At 41.7% G+C, this 19,769-nt stretch carries 16 protein-coding genes; 8 read left to right on the plus strand and 8 right to left on the minus strand.

Going from position 1 to position 19,769, the window contains the following annotated elements:
- Positions 1-1,177 precede the first annotated feature (1,177 nt).
- On the minus strand, positions 1,178-3,520 hold the full coding sequence (locus HC725_RS13730) for a Tex family protein (RefSeq protein WP_190332389.1): 2,343 nt from the start codon (positions 3,518-3,520) through the stop codon (positions 1,178-1,180).
- Positions 3,521-3,880: 360 nt separating this feature from the next.
- Here HC725_RS13730 and greB point away from each other — a divergent pair, with 360 nt between their 5' ends.
- Positions 3,881-4,354, plus strand: a complete 474-nt coding sequence (gene greB / locus HC725_RS13735) for a transcription elongation factor GreB (protein ID WP_190332390.1) — start codon at positions 3,881-3,883, stop codon at positions 4,352-4,354.
- A gap of 58 nt (positions 4,355-4,412) precedes the next feature.
- On the opposite strand, the gene HC725_RS13740 is transcribed toward greB, so the two are convergent.
- Entirely contained in the window at positions 4,413-4,973 is a 561-nt protein-coding gene (locus HC725_RS13740; protein WP_190332391.1) for a VC2662 family protein, read from the minus strand.
- Between the two features lie 353 nt (positions 4,974-5,326).
- Here HC725_RS13740 and ompR point away from each other — a divergent pair, with 353 nt between their 5' ends.
- Both ompR and envZ read left to right on the plus strand, forming a co-directional pair.
- Positions 5,327-6,046 carry an osmolarity response regulator transcription factor OmpR gene (gene ompR / locus HC725_RS13745; protein WP_190332393.1) on the plus strand — a complete coding sequence of 240 codons (720 nt, stop codon included), beginning with the start codon at positions 5,327-5,329 and terminating at the stop codon, positions 6,044-6,046.
- Positions 6,047-6,208: 162 nt separating this feature from the next.
- Positions 6,209-7,534, plus strand: a complete 1,326-nt coding sequence (envZ, locus tag HC725_RS13750) for a two-component system sensor histidine kinase EnvZ (protein ID WP_190332400.1) — start codon at positions 6,209-6,211, stop codon at positions 7,532-7,534.
- 139 nt (positions 7,535-7,673) lie between these two features.
- Here the strand turns inward: envZ and glpQ are convergent, their stop codons facing one another.
- The 4 genes from glpQ to HC725_RS13770 form a co-directional block, all read right to left on the minus strand.
- Complete coding sequence (glpQ, locus tag HC725_RS13755; protein WP_190332402.1) at positions 7,674-8,777, minus strand: glycerophosphodiester phosphodiesterase; 1,104 nt, start codon at positions 8,775-8,777, stop codon at positions 7,674-7,676.
- 187 nt (positions 8,778-8,964) lie between these two features.
- Complete coding sequence (glpT, locus tag HC725_RS13760) at positions 8,965-10,326, minus strand: glycerol-3-phosphate transporter (protein WP_190332404.1); 1,362 nt, start codon at positions 10,324-10,326, stop codon at positions 8,965-8,967.
- Between the two features lie 106 nt (positions 10,327-10,432).
- On the minus strand, positions 10,433-11,932 hold the full coding sequence (gene glpK / locus HC725_RS13765; protein WP_194687967.1) for a glycerol kinase GlpK: 1,500 nt from the start codon (positions 11,930-11,932) through the stop codon (positions 10,433-10,435).
- 40 nt (positions 11,933-11,972) lie between these two features.
- Positions 11,973-12,830: an MIP/aquaporin family protein gene (locus HC725_RS13770; RefSeq protein WP_190332406.1), complete on the minus strand. Its 858-nt coding sequence runs from the start codon at positions 12,828-12,830 to the stop codon at positions 11,973-11,975.
- Positions 12,831-13,181: 351 nt separating this feature from the next.
- Between HC725_RS13770 and glpD the strand changes: the two genes are divergently transcribed.
- Entirely contained in the window at positions 13,182-14,771 is a 1,590-nt protein-coding gene (gene glpD, locus HC725_RS13775) for a glycerol-3-phosphate dehydrogenase (protein ID WP_190332408.1), read from the plus strand.
- Positions 14,772-14,884: 113 nt separating this feature from the next.
- Positions 14,885-15,649, plus strand: coding sequence for a DeoR/GlpR family transcriptional regulator (locus HC725_RS13780; RefSeq protein WP_190332410.1), 765 nt, complete (start codon positions 14,885-14,887; stop codon positions 15,647-15,649).
- Positions 15,650-15,661: 12 nt separating this feature from the next.
- Here the strand turns inward: HC725_RS13780 and bioH are convergent, their stop codons facing one another.
- Positions 15,662-16,426 (minus strand): pimeloyl-ACP methyl ester esterase BioH, encoded by a 765-nt coding sequence (gene bioH, locus HC725_RS13785; protein ID WP_190332412.1) that lies wholly within the window; start codon positions 16,424-16,426, stop codon positions 15,662-15,664.
- An 89-nt stretch (positions 16,427-16,515) separates the two neighbouring features.
- On the opposite strand from bioH, the gene HC725_RS13790 reads away from it, so the two are divergent.
- The 3 genes from HC725_RS13790 to cybB all read left to right on the plus strand — a co-directional run bounded on the left by HC725_RS13790 (position 16,516) and on the right by cybB (position 18,725).
- Positions 16,516-17,265, plus strand: coding sequence for a ComF family protein (locus HC725_RS13790; RefSeq protein WP_190332414.1), 750 nt, complete (start codon positions 16,516-16,518; stop codon positions 17,263-17,265).
- A gap of 135 nt (positions 17,266-17,400) precedes the next feature.
- On the plus strand, positions 17,401-17,994 hold the full coding sequence (nfuA, locus tag HC725_RS13795; RefSeq protein ID WP_190332416.1) for a Fe-S biogenesis protein NfuA: 594 nt from the start codon (positions 17,401-17,403) through the stop codon (positions 17,992-17,994).
- A 206-nt stretch (positions 17,995-18,200) separates the two neighbouring features.
- Entirely contained in the window at positions 18,201-18,725 is a 525-nt protein-coding gene (gene cybB / locus HC725_RS13800; protein ID WP_190332417.1) for a cytochrome b561, read from the plus strand.
- A gap of 213 nt (positions 18,726-18,938) precedes the next feature.
- On the opposite strand, the gene cysQ is transcribed toward cybB, so the two are convergent.
- Positions 18,939-19,769, minus strand: coding sequence for a 3'(2'),5'-bisphosphate nucleotidase CysQ (gene cysQ, locus HC725_RS13805; protein ID WP_190332419.1), 831 nt, complete (start codon positions 19,767-19,769; stop codon positions 18,939-18,941).

The following is a 19,769-nucleotide window of genomic DNA, read 5'->3' on the forward strand; positions in this document are numbered from 1 at the left end:
CACGAGCTGTTTGGGAACTCCAACAACATGTTGAAATTCAAACTAGCAGTAGGTGCTCCTGAGCTGCATTCTTCGTCACTTTTCAGGATGACGGGAATTTAACGCTGTCATCCCAAAATCGAGGCTCGAGCTGTTTGGGAACTCCAACAACATGTTGAAATCTTACTTGATGGTAGAAGATCCTGAACTACGTTCGTACCTCACTATTCAGGATGAAGGGGATTTAGCTCTGTCATCCCAAAAGTGAGGTACGAGCTGTTTTGGGAACTCCAACAACATGTTTAAATTCAAACTAGCAGTAGGTGCTCCTGAGCTGCATCCTTCGTCACTTTTCAGGATGACGGGAATTTAACTCCGTCATCCCAAAATCGAGGCACGAGCTGTTTGGGAACCCCAACAACATGTTGAAATCTTACTTGATGGTAGAAGATCCTGAACTACGTTCGTACCTCACTATTCAGGATGACGGGGATTTAGCTCTGTCATCCCAAAAGTGAGGTACGAGCTGTTTGGGAACTCCAACAACATGTTGAAATTCAAACTAGCAGTAGGTGATCTTGAGCTGCATCCTTCGTCACTTTTCAGGATGACGGGAATTTAACTCCGTCATCCAAAAAGTAGGGTACGAGCTGTTTAGGAACTCCAACAACATGTTGAAATTCAAACTAGCAGTAGGTGCTCCTGAACTGCATCCTTCGTCACTTTTCAGGATGACGGGAATTTAACTCCGTCATCCCAAAATCGAGGCACGAGCTGTTTGGGAACTCCAACAACATGTTGAAATTCAAACTAGCAGTAGGTGATCCTGAGCTGCATCCTTCGTCACTTTTCAGGATGACGGGAATTTAACTCCGTCATCCAAAAAGTAGGGTACGAGCTGTTTAGGATCGCCAAAAAATACTGATATTTTATGTGATGGTAGAAGATCCTGAACTACATTCGTGCCTCACTATTCAGGATGACGGGGATTTAGCTCTGTCATCCCAAAAGTGAGGTACGAGCTGTTTGGGATCTCCAACAACATGTTGAAATCTTACTTGATGGTAGAAGATCCTGAACTACGTTCGTACCTCACTATTCAGGATGACGAAAGTTAGTTCTGTCATCCCAAATCTAGGGTACGATCAATTTGGGATGACAATATTTTCATATCTCGCTTTTTAATAACGAGTCAGATCTACTTCTTCGCTTTGGCAAATGCCGCTGCAAACGCACCGCCCATCGCCGCATTTTCAGCGGGTGCTGATGAGCGATTATTACGTTGTGCTGTATTTTTAGATGGTTGATGACGAGTGGTTGAACTACGGTTATCCGCTTTCGCACCACGTTGACTATTCTGCTCACCCGGTTCATCAGTTAAACGCATCGTTAGTGCTATACGTTTGCGTTGGATATCCACTTCCATCACTTTCACTTTTACGATATCGCCGGCTTTCACCACTTCACGCGGATCTGCTACATAACGATCGGTTAAAGCTGAAATATGAACCAAACCATCTTGATGCACACCAATATCCACAAATGCACCGAAGTTCGCCACATTCGACACAACACCTTCTAATATCATCCCTATTTCGAGATCTTTTACTTCCGTAACACCGTCAGCAAAGGTAGCAGTTTTAAACTCAGGGCGTGGATCTCGTCCGGGTTTATCTAACTCTTTAATGATGTCAGTAACGGTTGGTAGTCCAAAGGTATCATCGGTGTAATCCGTGGCGTGTAAGTTACGCAAGAAATCACTGTCGCCCATAATATTTTTCGCGGTTTTGCCATTTTTTTCTGCTATCGCTTTAACCAAAGGATAAGCCTCTGGGTGAACCGACGAAGCATCCAATGGATTTTTACCATTCATGATCCGAAGGAAACCAGCACATTGTTCAAATGCTTTTGGCCCTAAACGTGGGACTTTTTTAAGTGCTGTTCGCGCTTCAAATCGCCCTTGCTCATCACGATAATCAACAATGTTTTGCGCCATCGCGGTTGAAAGTCCAGCCACGCGAGTCAGTAATGCTGCTGAGGCCATATTCACATCCACACCAACCGCATTTACACAGTCTTCCACCACTGCGTCCAAACGCTTAGCCAGCATACTTTGGCTAACATCATGTTGATATTGACCGACACCAATCGCTTTGGGATCTATTTTCACAAGCTCAGCCAATGGATCTTGCAGACGACGTGCAATCGAGACTGCGCCACGAATCGACACGTCCATATTAGGAAATTCTTTGGCTGCCAATTCAGATGCAGAATACACCGAGGCCCCCGCTTCACTGACAATAATTTTTTGTACTTTTAAATTGCCGCGCTTAATAATATCCGCTACAAAAGTGTCAGTTTCACGCGAAGCGGTGCCATTACCAATTGCAATCAAATCAACGTTATGTTGCTTCACTAATTGCTCAATCACACGAGCAGATTGCTCAATTTTATTGTGCGGTTGATGAGGGTAAATCGTATCGGTCGCCAGCACTTTACCTGTTGCATCGACTACCGCAATTTTTGAACCGGTGCGTAAACCAGGATCTAAACCTAGCGTGGCACGAGGGCCAGCAGGAGCAGCCATCAATAAATCTTTCAAGTTAGTGGCAAAGACTTCAATCGCATCAATCTCGCCACGTTCTTTCATTGCGCCCATTAATTCGGTTTCAAGGTGCATGGAAATTTTGATCCGCCATGCCCAACTGATCACTTGCTTGCGCCACATGTCTGCGGGGGATTGATTGAAGTGAACTCGATAATGATCCGCGATAATGGTTTCACAATACGATCCACGAACGCTATCTTCTTGCGCAGGATCAGCATTAAGATTTAACTGTAAAAAGCCTTCATTACGACCACGCAACATTGCCAACGCACGATGAGATGGCACTCGGCTAATTAGCTCATTATGCTCAAAATAATCTTTAAACTTCTCACCTTCACGTTCCTTACCGGTGATCACGCGCGACTGTAGCTCAGCATTTTTTTGCAAGTAAGTACGCACTTTGTCTAACAAGTTGGCATCTTCTGCCATGCGTTCCATGATGATCGCACGCGCACCATCGAGTGCGGTTTTGGTATCGGCAATGGAATCTTTAATATATTTAGCCGCTTCAATTTCAGGATCAAGCTGTGGGTTCGACCAAAGTGCATCTGCTAAAGGTTCAAGCCCTGCTTCAATCGCAATTTGGCCTTTCGTTCGACGCTTTGGCTTATACGGCAAATAAAGATCTTCAAGGCGAGTTTTACTGTCAGTAGCTAGGATTTCTTTTTCAAGCTCAGGAGTCAGCTTTTCTTGCTCGCGAATCGATTTAAGAATGGTTTGACGACGGTCGTCTAATTCACGCAGGTAACTTAAGCGGCTATCCAGATTACGCAGTTGGGTATCATCTAACCCACCCGTCACTTCTTTACGGTAACGCGCAATAAATGGCACAGTATTTCCATCGTCAATCAAGGTTACGGTAGCCAGTACTTGTTCAAGTCGAACGTTAAGTTCTTGGGCGATAATCTTACAAATTTGATTCTGTTGGCTCATGGGCATCTCTTCTTACATTCATATTTCATGGGCATTGCCACCGATTCTGCAAGCTAATCCACACAGGGGCAAGTGATTAATCCCAATAGGCTTAGGAATTAACTGAATAATGACGCTTTTAGTAACAGAGCATTGATTGTGATGCCAAAAAGCTTTAATTTCTAAACTTTGGCTTCTAAATTTTTAGTTTCTAAGCTTTAATTTATATACTCAAAGTAATTGAAGTTGCAGTAAGGCGGCAAGTAAACGAAGCCCCATGAGCTTAGCTAGTCTAAGTGATTGGGATGAGTGAACGTAGCCAACAAAACTGCAGCTTCAAGTAAGATGGGTATAAGCAAAGCAAACCATTTGGATACTTGCGTGAAAACCAAACTGATCACCCGCGAGGGTTACAATAAGCTAAAAGCTGAACATGACCATTTATGGCATGAAGAGCGACCGAAAATCACTAAGATCGTCACTTGGGCGGCAAGCTTAGGCGATCGTAGCGAAAATGCAGATTACCAATACAACAAGCGTTTACTGCGCCAGATCGATCGTCGGGTGCGGTTTTTACGCAAGTTTTTACCCGAAGTCACGATTGTTGATTATTCCCCTCAACAAGATGGAAAAGTCTTTTTTGGTGCTTGGGTGGAGATTGAAAATGAAGTAGGAGAAGTAAAAAAATTTAGGATAGTTGGCCCTGAAGAAATTTATGGTGATGCGAAAGAATACATATCAATAGATTCACCAATGGCACGCGCTTTATTAAAGAAAGAAGTGGACGATGAAGTGGTCGTAAAAACACCAGAAGGTGACAAAGAATGGTTTGTGAACAACATTCGCTATCAATAAAAAAACCGAGCATACACTCTGCTCGGTTACATCAACCTAATCACTACAAACGGCTATTTTATTTTGCAAAGTTAATGATAGGGAAACACGGTAAGAAACCATTCTCCGCACAATTGATTAGACCAATCTGAACACCATCAATTTTTTTAGTCATATTAAAAAGACCAACTTGTACTGTTGAGTTATCAGAAATACTCGCCGCACCGACATCAACCATGGTTTTACCTTCAGAATAGTTAACCAGCGATACGTTCGCACCTTTAACATTATTGGTGACGTTCACCCAACCAAGGTTAGCACCAACATCATCACCTTCATGCCAGTTGAAGAAACCAAAAGATGCACCGGTCATGCTTGATTTGACACGGTTAGCGCCTAGCAAACCAATGTTCACACCAACGGTATCGCTGGTTTCAGACATACCGACTAATGATAAATCTAAGCCAGTGACTTTATCCACTTGGCCGTGCAGTGCACTGACCCTTACACCTTTCACTTCATTTTTTGCAGGAGCATTGAAATGATTCACACTAGAAAACATAACCGGTGTAGTCTCCGCTTGAGCGCCTGTAACTGCAAATGCACCCGCTAAAATTGTCGCTAAGATTAACTTTTTCATCAAATACCCTTACTATTAATACGCTCAGAATCATGTGACAAAGAGCACGAAAAATCCATTCGCACCAATAATACTCCCAGCAAAAATAATTCACTTGTTCAATATCAACTAAGGTTATCTATATTGTCTTTATTTTGGACAGTGTTTAAATAAAAGTATTGTAGGCAACTTTTTTAATATTAGACTATTTTCAATGTATAAAACGATGATAAAAAGAAGATGTTCCGTTACATTTGCTTTATATTAAAACTCAGATTCTATTTTATTCTTTACCTATGTTTTGCCATGATGGAAAACTCATTCGGTAAGCCTTTAAACTTCGGTAAGCCTTTAAAAAATGCGAGACAGATAAAATGCAAGAGAACTATAAAATATTAGTGGTCGATGACGATGCTCGCCTGCGCTCATTACTAGAGCGTTATTTAACAGAACAAGGCTTTCAAGTTCGCAGTGTTGCCAACGCTGAGCAAATGGATCGTTTGCTAACCCGCGAAAACTTCCATTTAATGGTACTTGATCTCATGTTGCCGGGTGAAGACGGATTATCGATTTGCCGTCGTCTACGTCACGATAATAATCAACTACCTATCGTAATGCTAACCGCAAAAGGCGATGAAATTGATCGTATTGTGGGGCTTGAAGTTGGGGCTGATGATTATCTCCCTAAGCCATTCAACCCTCGGGAATTACTGGCTCGTTTACGCGCGGTTTTACGCCGTCAATCGACCGAAGCACCTGGTGCACCAAGCTCTGATGAAGAAATTGTTGAGTTTGGTGAGTTCACGCTAAATCTTGGTACACGAGAAATGTTCCGTGGTGAAGAACCGATGCCACTTACTTCAGGTGAATTTGCAGTACTAAAGATCCTTGTGAATCATGCACGAACGCCAATGTCGCGCGATAAACTAATGAACATGGCGCGTGGCCGTGAATATTCAGCGATGGAACGTTCTATCGATGTTCAAATCTCACGCTTACGTCGTATGTTAGAAGAAGATCCAAGTCACCCTCGTTACATTCAAACCGTCTGGGGCTTAGGGTATGTATTTGTGCCTGACGGTAAAAAAGAATAACGACAAGTCTACCTTTACTAGCCCTAGAAATTAGGTGCTAGTAAAATATACATTAGTAAATATGAACTAAAATTTTGGCGCTAAGGATGGCTCCAGAAATCGAGAATACCCCCTTCTTCACCGAATCGGCCATTCACACTTTATCAACCTTGGATATTTGTCATGCTTCGTCTTCGTAGCTCTCGTACTCAAACCGTTTTCTTTTTAATCGTCCTGTTGATTGCTAGCCAAGTATTATCTTACTTAATCATGTTTAACTACGCCTTATTACCTAGTTTAAAACAGTTCAACCGCATCCTATCCCATGAAGTTAAACTCATGCTTGATGAAGATAAGATGCAACAAGATAACAACGAGAGTGACCGCCCTTTTCGCCGAGAGTTATTATCCGAATTAGGGGTCTCCATTTATGCAAATAATTCCCCTGAAGCTGCCGAATTTAACCACGCGGCACCGATTGATTTTTTAAGTGAAGACATGACGCAACAAGTAAACTCCCCAACTGAAGCAAGACTCGTTCTGGGTGGTAAAAATTATGTTCTATGGCTTAAAATTGATGCCCTGCCTAATAAACTCGTTCGGATTCCCCTAACTGAATTACAAGAAAAAGATTTCGCCCCTCTTTTCCGTAATAGTTTACTGATCGCTTTACTATTAATTGCTGGGATGTGGTTCTTTATTCGATTGCAAAATAGACCATTGGTGGCATTAGAAAAAGCCGCCATCACAGTTGGGCATGGTGATATTCCACCTCTACTGCCTGAACGTGGATCATCGGAAATATTAGCGGTAACCAAAGCTTTTAATCAGATGTCAAAAGGGATTAAGGCATTAGAAGAAGACCGAGCCTTATTGATGTCTGGCATTAGCCACGATCTGAGAACGCCGCTTACCCGAATTCGACTTGCGACCGAAATGATGTCACAACAAGATGATTATTTAGCCGAGAGCATGATCAAAGATACCGAAGAGTGTAACGATATTATTAGTCAATTTATGGCTTATTTAAAACCCGCTCAAATTGATGACCATAATGATGTCGATATCAATCAGATCGTGACAGAAGTGGTTAATGCTGAGCGTGATAAACATGGGGTTGATTTTGAATTGGTAACAGGCAATTCACTGCGTCATGCATTAGGTGAGGCAATTGCACTCAAGCGCGTGGTGTCTAATTTAATCGTCAACGCTATCCGCTACGGTAATGGTTGGATAAAAGTATCCACCGGAATAACCGCCGACAGTAAATTAGTGTGGGTTTGCGTTGAAGATAATGGGCCGGGAATAGATAAACAACAGCTTGAATCCCTATTCGAACCGTTTACACGAGGTGATGCAGCACGTGGCAGCAGTGAAGGTGCGGGACTGGGACTGGCAATTATTAAACGTATTGTTAGCCAGCATCAAGGAGCGATTTTAGTAACGAATAGAACCGAAGGTGGGTTAAAAGTTCAGATTAATATTCCGGTGTACAGGAAGAAAAGATAACTGTTAATACTACTTAAAAGTGAACCTAGATGCGCTGACGGTAAATCTCAATCTGCCACTCTTCACTTGTTAGGGCAGATTGAGATACAAAACCATATTCGTCTCTCAGTTTAAGTAAGTGTAGATGCGCCTACAGAACTTAACGATTTACGAACGCAACGGCTTTATCTGGGAAATCTGTAAACACGCCATCGACCTTAGCCTTGTTGTAGAAGATATCCAACATGTCATTGAAATCTTTGGCGTAGCTTGGAATGCGACCTTCATCGGCGCGGAAAGTATAAGGATGGATTTTCAACCCAGCTTTTTTGGCCTGTGCCACCAGCGGCATTACCATAATATTAGAAGGCGTTGATTTTTCATCTATCACCATTGGTTTCCATGGCCCAATACCATCGGCATATTGCGCGACTTTTTGCATACCATCGTCTTCAAACATCCAATCATAATTATAAGGCGTTGATTTGTCGTCTTGATACACCATGGTTTCATTCCAATCGGTATAAGCCATCAACTGCACCAGTTTGAGATCCATGCCCATTTCTGGCATCAACTCTTTATCAATGCGTTTAAGTTCAATGGGATCAAAAGACTGTAAATAAACCTTATCGTTTTTACTGATGTATCCATAGTGTTTCAGCATGGTTAGCACCGCTTTGCTGATGTCTTTTCCTTCATGGCGGTGAAAAGCAGGCGCTTTGATTTCAGGATACAGCCCCACGTTATAGCCTAAGGTTTTATTTAAACCTTGAATCATTTCAATTTCTTCAGCAAAGGTAGGAACAGAAAAATTAGATTGCCAAATAGGAAAACGATCTTGGAATGCGGCTTTTGGCTTGCCGGAATCATCCAACACAAACCCTTCGGTTACTTTTAACTGTTTAATTTCCGCCAAGGTGAAATCAATGGCGTAATAACGCCCGTCTTTTCGAGTGCGATTTGGAAAGACTTCTGCCACATTGGTAACACGATCCAAATAATGATCATGTAACACCACTAACTGATCATCTTTAGTCATGACAACATCTTGTTCGATGTAATCGGGTTTCATCCCATAGGCTAACGCTTTTGCAGGCAAGGTGTGTTCTGGTAAATACCCAGAAGCACCACGATGTGCAATCACGATTTGAGCGGGATCGCTGGCCCAACTAACACCCAGCACACAAACATTTGATACCATGGCTAAACCCAATAAACAGGCTCTTTTTTGTATTTTTTTCAGTAAAGGTTGAGTAGAAAACATATAGATTCCTTAAAAACTGATTTCATAAAAACAGGTTATTTAAAGAAAAACACTATGCATATTCAAAGTGATACATTAAATAATACACAGTGAATTTTTCATGACAAATTGACTAAATTTATAAAAAAGGAAGCTTATAAAAAAGGAAGCTTATAAAAATAAGCTTCCTTTTATGAACGGTCTTTAATTAGTTCAATTTAGATTTAGGAGTATTTTCACCACGGTATTTACTTTCACCAAAATGCGCCACGATAAAGCAAATAATCGAAATCACACAGGCTGCTGTAAGTACCATGAAACCACCATCCCAGCCGAAACTATCAACGGTGTAACCTAAAATTGCGTTTGCCGCGACAGCACCACCCAAGTAGCCAAATAAACCGGTTAAGCCTGCCGCAGTACCAGCTGCTTTCTTAGGCACAAGCTCTAGTGCATACAAACCTATCAGCATGACGGGGCCATAGATTAAGAAACCAATGGTGATCAAGGCCAGCATATCGATGGTAGGTTGTCCCGGTGGGTTAAACCAGTACACAAGCACGGCAATGGTGACAAGTACCATAAATAAAATACCAGCAGGAGCACGTTTTCCTTTAAATAGTTTATCGGAAATCCAACCACACAATAATGTCCCTGGAATACCAGCCCACTCATAAAGGAAATAAGCCCACGAAGATTTATCAACCGTAAAATGTTTTACCTCACCAAGATAAACCGGTGCCCAATCAAGTACGCCATAACGGATCAGATACACAAAGGCATTAGCCACCGCAATGATCCATAGCACTGGATTGTTAAACACAAACTTGAAGAAAATCTCTTTGGCTGACAGCTCTTTTTCATGATCTTTACTGTAATCTTCAGGGTAATCTTCTTTGTACTCTTCAATTGGTGGCAAACCACAAGATTGAGGCGTATCACGCACCGTCATCCAAATATAAAAGGCAACCAATAGCGCCGCAAAGGCAGGAACATAGAAAGCCGAACGCCAGTCATCATTAAATGCCCACAAACCAAGCAAGAACAATGGGCCAATTAAGCCACCACCCACGTTATGCGCGACGTTCCAAACTGAAACAATCTCACCACGCTCTTTTTTCGACCACCAATGCACCATGGTTCTACCGCAACCTGGCCAACCCATTCCTTGAAACCAACCGTTCAAGAAAAGCAGAATGAACATAGCGGTCACACTGCCTGTTGCCCATGGCATAAAACCAAAGCACAACATGATTAATGACGACATAACCAGCCCGACAGTTAAGAAATATCTGGGATTAGAACGGTCTGATACACTACCCATTAAAAATTTAGATAAGCCATAAGCGATAGATACTGCAGAAAGCGCTACACCTAATTGCCCACGAGTAAAGCCCTCCTCAATCAGATATGGCATCGCCAAACTGAAGTTTTTACGTACTAAATAATAACCCGCATAGCCAAAAAATATGCCTAAAAAAAGTTGCCAGCGTAAACGGGTGTAAGTAGTACTTATTTTATCATCAGCCAAACGCTCTATATGCGCTTTAGGCTTAAAAATATGGATCATAATGACCTCGATTATTAAGGTGAAAATGAACATAGAAACAAGGCTATTATCTTCTATGCTCGTCGTTTATATTTCTGTTTTAAGGATTTTTAACTGTTATTCCTCTCTATTCAACTGCCCAACCTTTCGCACACTCAACTGCACGCTTCCAGCCACTATGACGGCGTTCACGCTTGCCATCATCGGCGCACGGTTGGAACGAACGATCCAATACTGATTTGTGTTTTAACTCATCAATACTTCCCCAGAACCCAACGGCTAGACCTGCCAAGTAAGCCGCGCCTAAAGCGGTTACTTCGGTTACAACAGGACGTTGCACCTCGGTATTTAAAACATCTGACTGGAATTGCATTAAGAAGTTATTGGCTACCGCGCCGCCATCTACTTTTAAGAAATCAAGTTTGATACCTGAATCTGCCTGCATGGCTGAAATCACATCCAAAGATTGATAGGCAATACTTTCAAGCGTTGCACGGATGATGTGGTTACGGTTTACACCACGTGTTAATCCAACAATCGCGCCGCGTGCATACGGGTCCCAGTGTGGCGCACCTAAGCCTGTAAATGCTGGTACAACGTAAGCACCATTTGAGGTCTCTACTTTAGTGGCAAAATATTCAGTGTCCGCCGCGTCACTGATCAGTTGCAACTCATCACGCAACCATTGCACCGAAGCACCACCAATAAAGACGGCACCTTCCAATGCATAACTCACCTCACCTTTAGGACCACAAGCCAAAGTAGTTAATAAGCCATTTTTTGAAGTGACTTTTTTGTCGCCAGTGTTCATCAATAAGAAACAACCAGTGCCATAAGTGTTTTTCGCTTGCCCTGCTTCAACACACATTTGACCAAATAATGCCGCTTGCTGATCCCCTGCAATACCGGCAATAGGAATACGAGTACCGCCTTTACCACCGATGTTGGTTTGTGCGTATACTTCTGATGACGACTTCACTTCTGGCATCATGGATTTTGGAATGCCCATCGCATCAAGTAACTTTTCATCCCATTCAAGAGTATTGATGTTAAATAACATGGTGCGGCTGGCGTTAGTTGGATCGGTAACATGAGTACGACCTTGGGTCATATTCCAAATCAACCATGAATCCACCGTCCCAAACGCAAGTTCACCTTTTTCAGCTTGCTCACGAGCGCCTTCAACGTTATCTAAAATCCACTTAACCTTAGTTCCCGAAAAGTAAGGGTCGACAACTAAGCCTGTATTTTCAAGGATATATTCCTCAAGACCTGCTTTTTTCAATTCTTCACAAATACTGGCGGTACGACGACATTGCCACACAATCGCGTTATAAACGGGTTTGCCAGTATTACGGTTCCACACAATAGTAGTTTCACGTTGATTGGTGATCCCAATGCCTGCGATTTCATCAGAATGCAAACCACCTTTTGCTAACGCTTCCACTAACGTTGAGCTTTGAGACGCCCAGATTTCAAGTGGATCATGTTCCACCCAACCCGCTTGAGGATAAATTTGCGTAAATTCACGTTGCGCACTACAAACAATGTTGGCATCACGATCCAGTACGACAGCGCGAGAGCTAGTTGTACCTTGGTCTAAAGCGACGATATATTTCTTTTCCATGATGATTCCTTATCTCTTAATTTTTATTTAATCGTGATGTTTATACGTTCGTTGACACTTGAGGTGCATTCTCTGCTGGCTCATTCGGCTGCTCATTTTTAGCGGCTAAATAAGGAGCGATCACTTTCGGATATAACCACCCACCAAAAGAGGCCCCCATAATTGGAGCTAAAATTGGTACGATGAAGTAAGGAATATCCTTGCCTCCGGTTAATGCCATGTCACCCCACCCAGCTAAGTAAGCAAAGAATTTAGGTCCAAAATCACGCGCAGGATTCATAGCAAAGCCAGTCAATGGCCCCAATGAACCACCAATAATCGCGATCAATAAACCAATTAATAAAGGCGTCATTGCTTTATTAGGCGCGCCGTTACGATCATCACCTAACGCTAAGATAGCGAACATCAATACTGCGGTGATCACGAACTCTACCGCAAATGCCCCGCCAAAGCTGAGGAGTGAATTAGGGTAAGTGGAAAAAATTCCAGCCAACGCTAAACTGTCTTGAGAGCCACGTACCATGTCATGTGTGAGTTCATAATTGGTAAATAAATTACTGTATAAGCCATATACCAACGCTGCAGAACAAAATGCGCCCAATACTTGCGACACAATATAAGGCAGCACTTTACCTTTATCAAAGCCGTGGAATAACGTTAATGCAATTGTCACTGCTGGGTTTAAGTGCGCGCCAGACACTCCTCCAGTGCAATAAATGGCAATCGCAACACCAAGTCCCCAAATGATACTAATTTCCCATTGACCGAAGCTCGCTCCAGTCAATACCAAAGCAGCAACACACCCGACACCGAAAAAGATTAGCAAACCTGTGCCAATAAATTCCGAAATACATTCTCCGAGTAATTGATTTTTTTTATTTGTTTGTAGAGAAGCCATAGTTAACGTCCATTCTTTTGTTATTGGAAGAATTCGAACGTAAAACTACAAGATGTTTATAATATGTAAACAAACAAACACCATAAATGTGCGTACGCTCATACTTTTAATCACTCGAGCAAAAAATAAACATATTTACATTTGTACCTTTAGTAATGAAGGACTAATAAAAGCAAGATCAAAAAATAAAAAACCACATCCAAATACAGTTAACAACTTATAAATCATAAGGATAAATAAAAACATAGCACTTAACATGAAAATTTAACTGGACAGTTATTTTATTTTAGGTAAATTAAACCAAAATGCTCGAACGAACATTTATTTTATAAATTCGACCAGAGGTTAAAGATGAACAAGCAAGAAAATGTAAATGAAGTGTTAGATCTCATCATCGTTGGTGGTGGAATCAATGGTGCAGGCATTGCAGCAGACGCCTCTGGAAGAAATTTGACAGTGGGTTTATATGAATCAAGCGATTTTGCTTCCGCTACTTCTTCTGCCAGTTCAAAATTAATCCATGGCGGCCTACGCTACCTGGAACATTATGAATTTCGTTTAGTCGCAGAATCGCTAGCTGAGCGAGAAGTGTTACTGAAAAAAGCCCCTCACATTGCAAAACCAATGCGTTTTCGTTTACCTCATCGACCATTTCTGCGTCCTGCATGGATGATCCGTGCCGGCCTTTTCCTTTATGACCATTTAGGTAAACCGTCTTTCTTTTCTAATCCTTTCATCACGAAAAGTGAAGGGTTATTGAAAGGCAGCCATGGCGTCGATTTTCGTCAAACTAAGGTATTAAAAGAAGACATCGTCAAAGGCTTTGAATATTCAGATTGCTGGGTTGATGACGCACGCTTAGTGCTACTAAATATATTACAAGCACAGCAACAAGGCGCAGAAATCAAAAACTATTGCCATGTAGAAAAAGCAGAGCGCATTGGCGACATTTGGAAAGTGACGTTATTGGATAAACGTACTAACACTCGTTTTGAACGTCACGCTCATGCATTAGTGAACGCTGCTGGTCCTTGGGTACGTAGTTTTATAACCGATAACATCGAAGCAGAATCGCCTTATGGGATCCGCTTGATTAAAGGCTCACACATCATTGTTCCTAAAGTTCACAACGAAGAACAAGCTTATATTCTACAAAATGATGATCACCGTATTGTGTTCGTAACGCCCTATTTAGATGATTATTCTTTGATTGGTACCACCGATGTTGAATACAAAGGCGATCCTCGCAATGTAGCGATTGAACAATCAGAAATTGATTATCTCATTGACGTGGTTAACAAACATTTCATTCATCAAATTAAAGCCGATGATGTGGTATCAAGCTATAGCGGTGTTCGACCATTATGTGATGATGAATCCGATTCACCACAAGCGATCACGCGAGATTACACCTTGTCACTCGAACAAGAAGGTGAACAAGCGCCCCTTCTGTCTATTTTTGGTGGCAAGTTAACAACCTATCGAAAATTAGCCGAATCGGCGATGAAGCAATTGGCTCCTTTTTTTCCTGAGATGGGAAGAAGCTGGACCGCCGACTCTATTTTACCTGGTGGAGAAGGATACGATGAAAACCTACAAAGTATGCAACTTCGCCAGCAATATCCTTGGCTAAATAATAAAACCATCCGACGCTACTGTCGCCAGTATGGAACTCAAGCAAAGGTGATGTTGAAAGAGGTGACTCAGGAATCTCAAATGGGACAGAATTTTGGCGAAGGCGTGTATCAATGTGAAATTGATTACTTAATCAGCCATGAATTTGCTTGCAGCGCACCAGATATTTTATGGCGTAGAACAAAACTTGGCATTATGTTATCACCTGAAATCCAAGCGCAAGTGAGCTTGTATATTGAAAACAAAGTGGCAAATAGCACAGTAACATCTGACGCCATGTTCGATTGCGCTCAAAAGGTGGGATAAATATAACGGTTTGAGCATTATTTGATGGTATTGAATGATGCTAAATTGCCTTTCATTACGCTTATCACGTACACTGCTTTCGCAATCAGAGCACGTCGTAAAAGGAACATTATGTGAAAGCGAGTGAAAGGCACCAACAAATTATTGAGTTAGTAAAATCTCAAGGCTATGTCAGTACCGATGATTTAGTCTCTATGTTTGAAGTTAGCCCTCAAACCATTCGTCGAGATCTTAATGAGCTAGCCGATGCTAATAAAATTCGTCGGAATCATGGTGGCGCGATCCTCACTAACAGCTCAGAAAACTCCCCTTATAATGATCGAAAGGTTATGAATCAGAATGAAAAAAACCGCATTGCAGAAGCTCTGGTAAAACACATTCCCGATGGTTCTACTTTATTTATCGACATTGGAACTACACCTGAAGCCGTTGCTAGAGCGTTATTAAAAGATCACCACCAATTACGCATCGTCACCAACAATATCAATGCCGCCATCATTTTGATGAGTAAGCCTGATTTCAAAGTGATTTTAGCCGGTGGAGAAGTGCGCAATAAAGATGGTGGCGTAACCGGTGAAGCGACCTTAGATTTCATTTCTCAATTTCGTCTAGATTTTGGCGTATTAGGTATAAGTGGTGTCGATTTTGATGGTTCATTATTGGATTTCGATTACCACGAGGTTCGAGTGAAACGCGCGATTATCGAAAATAGTCGCGCCGTATTTTTACCGATCGATCACTCCAAATTTGGTCGCAATGCAATGGTCAACTTAGGAACCATTAAAGATATTGACCTAATTGTGACCAATCAAGCCCCACCCAAAGAAATTAATAATTTAATCAAAGAGCTAGGAATTACATTGCAAATTCAAGATTAGTATTCGCTCATTTTATTGCACGAGAAAGGTTTCAATTTTTTCACAAAATAATTCATGCTCAGTCATAAACGGTGCATGAGATGAAGAATGAAAAGTATAACACTCACTGGTGGGTGCTAACTCTGACACCATAGCAGCAATTTTATTTGGCACTAAACCATCTAAGCGACCGTATAAACGCAGCATAGGGACGGTGATATCCGATAATGCAGGGCGAAGATCGGTGTCAGATAAAATTTTCAAGCCAATCTTTAGGGCTTCAGGATCCGGCATAGGACGAGAGAACACTTGTTTTTTGATTGCCTTCACATCATGGCGAGCCGAAGGGCTTCCGAGTGCTTGCAACATCATAAAACCTTCAATCGTCAGCTTAAAATTGCTGGTTAATTGGCTGGTAAAATCGGTTAACACTTTAGGCAAAATGCCGCGCCAACCTTTTTCCGCTGCAAACTTAGGTGAGCTCGCCACGGTAATGAGTTTATGGACGCGATCAGGATGGTGCAAAGCAATATGAGTGGCGACTAATCCGCCTAATGACCAACCTAAATACACCGATTTTTCCGGCGCTTGAGCTAACACTTGCTGGCAAATATCCTCTAAATCCAGAGCGGTTTGAGAGTGGCTTAACCCATAACCCGGCAAATCGATACTATGAACCCTAAACTTAACCGACAACGCATCAACCGTAGGTTGCCAAACTGCGCCGTTCATTCCCCATCCATGGATCAGTACAATATCCAGACCTTCACCTTGACTCTGCCAGTGCAATCCACTCATCCCTACTCCTACTACTAAATTCATACATTAATCAAACATGATTCTGGCACGATTATACCCCTTAATGTTCAGATCAAAAACGACTCTCAATGATTACTCTTTTTCGTGCATGGTTTTCCGTAATTACGCGCCATCTACCCCATTTATTTCCGAGACAATGTGCACTATGCCACTTAACGATACCGGCAGATAAAGACACTCATGCACTTTCTCATTTATGGTGCTCCACTTGCATCAAAGCCTTCATTAATACAGAACCTCGCTGCCAACGTTGTGGGTTAACAACACTGCATACCGTACAACAATGCGGACGATGTCTTTCCGATCCTCCATCATGGGATCGCCTTTATTGCATTAATAGTTACCAGTATCCAATCAGTAAAGTCGCACAAGATTTTAAATATCATGGACAATATTGGCTGGCTTATGATCTGGCAGCTTTACTTAAAAGCCAAATCCCCAATCCAGCTCCCGAGTGCATTCCAGTCCCGATGCATTGGAAGCGATTACTGTTTCGAGGTTTTAATCAAAGTCATTCATTGGCTTTCCAGTTGGTAAAACAATATCAATCTCAGAACAAAAAAATCACGTTAAATAATCATGTCTTTCGTCGTAAGCACGCCACCATTCAACAAAAAGGGTTAGATAAAAAACAACGCCAACGAAATTTACGTGGTGTATTTTTTTTAATGCAGGCTCCCAAAAATAAACACGTTGCCCTAATTGATGATGTCGTGACAACAGGCAGTACACTTGAACCACTTTGTCGAACATTACGTAAAGCAGGGGTCGAAAAAATTGATGTGTATTGTTTATGCCGAACGCCTGAACCTAAATAATTAAAACGCCTAAAATCACCGACTCCAATTAATTGAAATCAAATTTCTAACAAATAGTAAGAAAAGAGGCTGGATCATCACAATAAGAAGAGTAAAATAACCACAAAATCCCACTAAAATAGTCAGGTATTAGCCGTGTCAGATACAAACACTATTACAATTACAGATACTGCCCAATCTCATTTTGGTAAATTACTTGAGCAGCAGCCGAATGAAACTCATATTCGTGTGTTCGTAGTCAACCCTGGAACACCTAATGCAGAATGTGGCGTTTCTTATTGTCCACCAGAAGCCGTTGAGTCTTCTGATTTAGTACTTAACTTCAGTAGCTTTAATGCTTATGTTGATGAAATTAGCCTACCTTTCTTAGAAGATGCAGAGATTGACTTTGTAACCGATAAGATGGGATCTCAACTCACGCTAAAAGCGCCTAATGCGAAAATGCGTAAACTCGATGACGATGCACCATTAATGGCTCGTGTTGAATACGCAATTCAAACTCAAGTGAATCCACAACTGGCAAGCCATGGTGGCCATGTTAGCCTGATCAGCATTTCAGATTCTGGTGTTGCTTTAGTGCAGTTTGGCGGTGGTTGTAACGGTTGTTCAATGGTTGATGTGACCCTAAAAGAAGGCATTGAAAAACAACTTATTGAGCAATTCCCAGGTGAATTAACCGCGGTTCGAGATTCAACAGACCATGAATCGGGTGAGCACTCTTATATGTAACGACATGTTCTTGTTTTAAGACAAAGCATTTACGGTCCAAAAACAAAGCCGAGTTTAATTACTCGGCTTTGTTGTTTCCATAGGTATTAAAAGCATCACACATCCCAAAATAAATATAACGAGATCAACGTAAACTTGCGTAAAAATAACACTATCCCCACATTATATAGTCCATAATCCACACACTAAAATAGGGATATGACCTCATGCGTTACTCTAAACCTCAGATCGTACTACACTGGTTAATATTATTATTAGTCACCATTACTTATTCCGCAATTGAGCTGAAAGGCTTTATTCCGAAACCTAACCCTTGGCATGATTACGTCAAAATCATCCACTTCAATACGGGCATATGGGTATTGATATTAATGCTAGTACGGGTTTATCTAAAAAAGAAACACACCTCCCCTGCTATTTCACCGACACCACCCGCATGGCAAACTGGACTATCACACCTAGCGCATAGCTTGTTATATCTCGGGTTTATTGCTTTACCTATTTTGGGGATAAGTTTGTTGTTCATTGCAGGCAAGTCTTGGCCATTGCTAGGGATGTCAATGCCGACAATTGCAATACCCGATAAAGATATGGCAGGCTCGATTAAAAACATTCATGAGTTGATTGCCAATACTGGCTACTTTGTGATTGGTATTCACGCTATCGCGGCTTTGTATCATCATTATGTGGTGAAAGATGACACCTTAATACGGATGATGCCAAAGAAATAACAACACTCATTTTATTTTATATATTATAAATTTAAGCATGCCGTAAACCACGCGCCATATGAAGGTGCTTTACACTATTTTCGATGCTCAATATTGATAGCCTCAAAATATACTTCGAACTAGTATCAATATCATTGATGTTTATCGATAAAACCGAAAGCCCACTTCAAAATGAAGTGGGCTTTTTATTGAATACGAGAAAGAAAGTTTAAGTCACATGTTCAAGATTTCTTGCCAATCCATGCTTTCATCGCCTAGTACGATAAAGTTTGGATTTTCTAATGTTTCGCGCTCGTTATAGGACAAAGGTTCAAGCTCGGTACTCAAAATACGACCACCAGCTTCTTCAACTATGCATTGCGTCGCAGCAGTATCCCACTCGCCAGTTGGCCCTAAACGAATATAACAATCCACCGAACCTTCTGCGACTAAGCACGCTTTAAGCGCTGCCGATCCTAATGGAACAAGCTCATAATTTCGGGCAGGAGACAATTTTTTGGTAATGTTGTTGATATTCTGACGACGGCTAATCGCAATTGAAATCGATTGATCTACCGTTTCATGTTTATGGGTATGGATCCGAATATGCTCATCCATTTCAGGAATTTTCCATGAGCCTTTTCCGTCATAAGCAAAATACGTCACGCCAGAAACAGGGGCATATACGACTCCCATGATAGGACGGTTATTTTCAATTAATGCAATCACAGTGGCAAAGTCGCCACTACGAGCAATAAATTCTTGAGTGCCATCTAATGGATCCACCAACCAGTATCGATCCCATTGTGCCCGATCTTTTAAACTGATATCAGCGGCTTCTTCTGATAAAACAGGGATGTCGGGTGTCAGTTCAGGCAACCTCTGAGTAATGATCTTATGGGCCGCGAAATCAGCGCTGGTAACCGGCGTATCATCTTCTTTTACAAAGGATTGATAATCTTTACTGTGATAAATTTCTAAAATTCGTTGGCCTGCTTCACGCGCGATTTGAATAACATCAGGAAGCAAATGTGATAAATCTTTTGGCGATATTGTCTGAGACAT

It is taken from the genome of Vibrio sp. S17_S38 (assembly GCF_014694375.1).
Taxonomy (GTDB): domain Bacteria; phylum Pseudomonadota; class Gammaproteobacteria; order Enterobacterales; family Vibrionaceae; genus Vibrio.

Coding starts and splice junctions, on each gene's coding strand:
- cysQ (WP_190332419.1), bottom strand. CDS start 19,769: ATGTCTCAGACAATATCGCCAAAAGATTTATCACATTTGCTTCCTGAT.
- bioH (WP_190332412.1), bottom strand. CDS start 16,426: ATGAGTGGATTGCACTGGCAGAGTCAAGGTGAAGGTCTGGATATTGTA.
- HC725_RS13730 (WP_190332389.1), bottom strand. CDS start 3,520: ATGAGCCAACAGAATCAAATTTGTAAGATTATCGCCCAAGAACTTAAC.
- glpK (WP_194687967.1), bottom strand. CDS start 11,932: ATGGAAAAGAAATATATCGTCGCTTTAGACCAAGGTACAACTAGCTCT.
- HC725_RS13740 (WP_190332391.1), bottom strand. CDS start 4,973: ATGAAAAAGTTAATCTTAGCGACAATTTTAGCGGGTGCATTTGCAGTT.
- glpQ (WP_190332402.1), bottom strand. CDS start 8,777: ATGTTTTCTACTCAACCTTTACTGAAAAAAATACAAAAAAGAGCCTGT.
- HC725_RS13770 (WP_190332406.1), bottom strand. CDS start 12,830: ATGGCTTCTCTACAAACAAATAAAAAAAATCAATTACTCGGAGAATGT.
- ompR (WP_190332393.1), top strand. CDS start 5,327: ATGCAAGAGAACTATAAAATATTAGTGGTCGATGACGATGCTCGCCTG.
- HC725_RS13790 (WP_190332414.1), top strand. CDS start 16,516: ATGATTACTCTTTTTCGTGCATGGTTTTCCGTAATTACGCGCCATCTA.
- glpD (WP_190332408.1), top strand. CDS start 13,182: ATGAACAAGCAAGAAAATGTAAATGAAGTGTTAGATCTCATCATCGTT.
- envZ (WP_190332400.1), top strand. CDS start 6,209: ATGCTTCGTCTTCGTAGCTCTCGTACTCAAACCGTTTTCTTTTTAATC.
- cybB (WP_190332417.1), top strand. CDS start 18,201: ATGCGTTACTCTAAACCTCAGATCGTACTACACTGGTTAATATTATTA.
- glpT (WP_190332404.1), bottom strand. CDS start 10,326: ATGATCCATATTTTTAAGCCTAAAGCGCATATAGAGCGTTTGGCTGAT.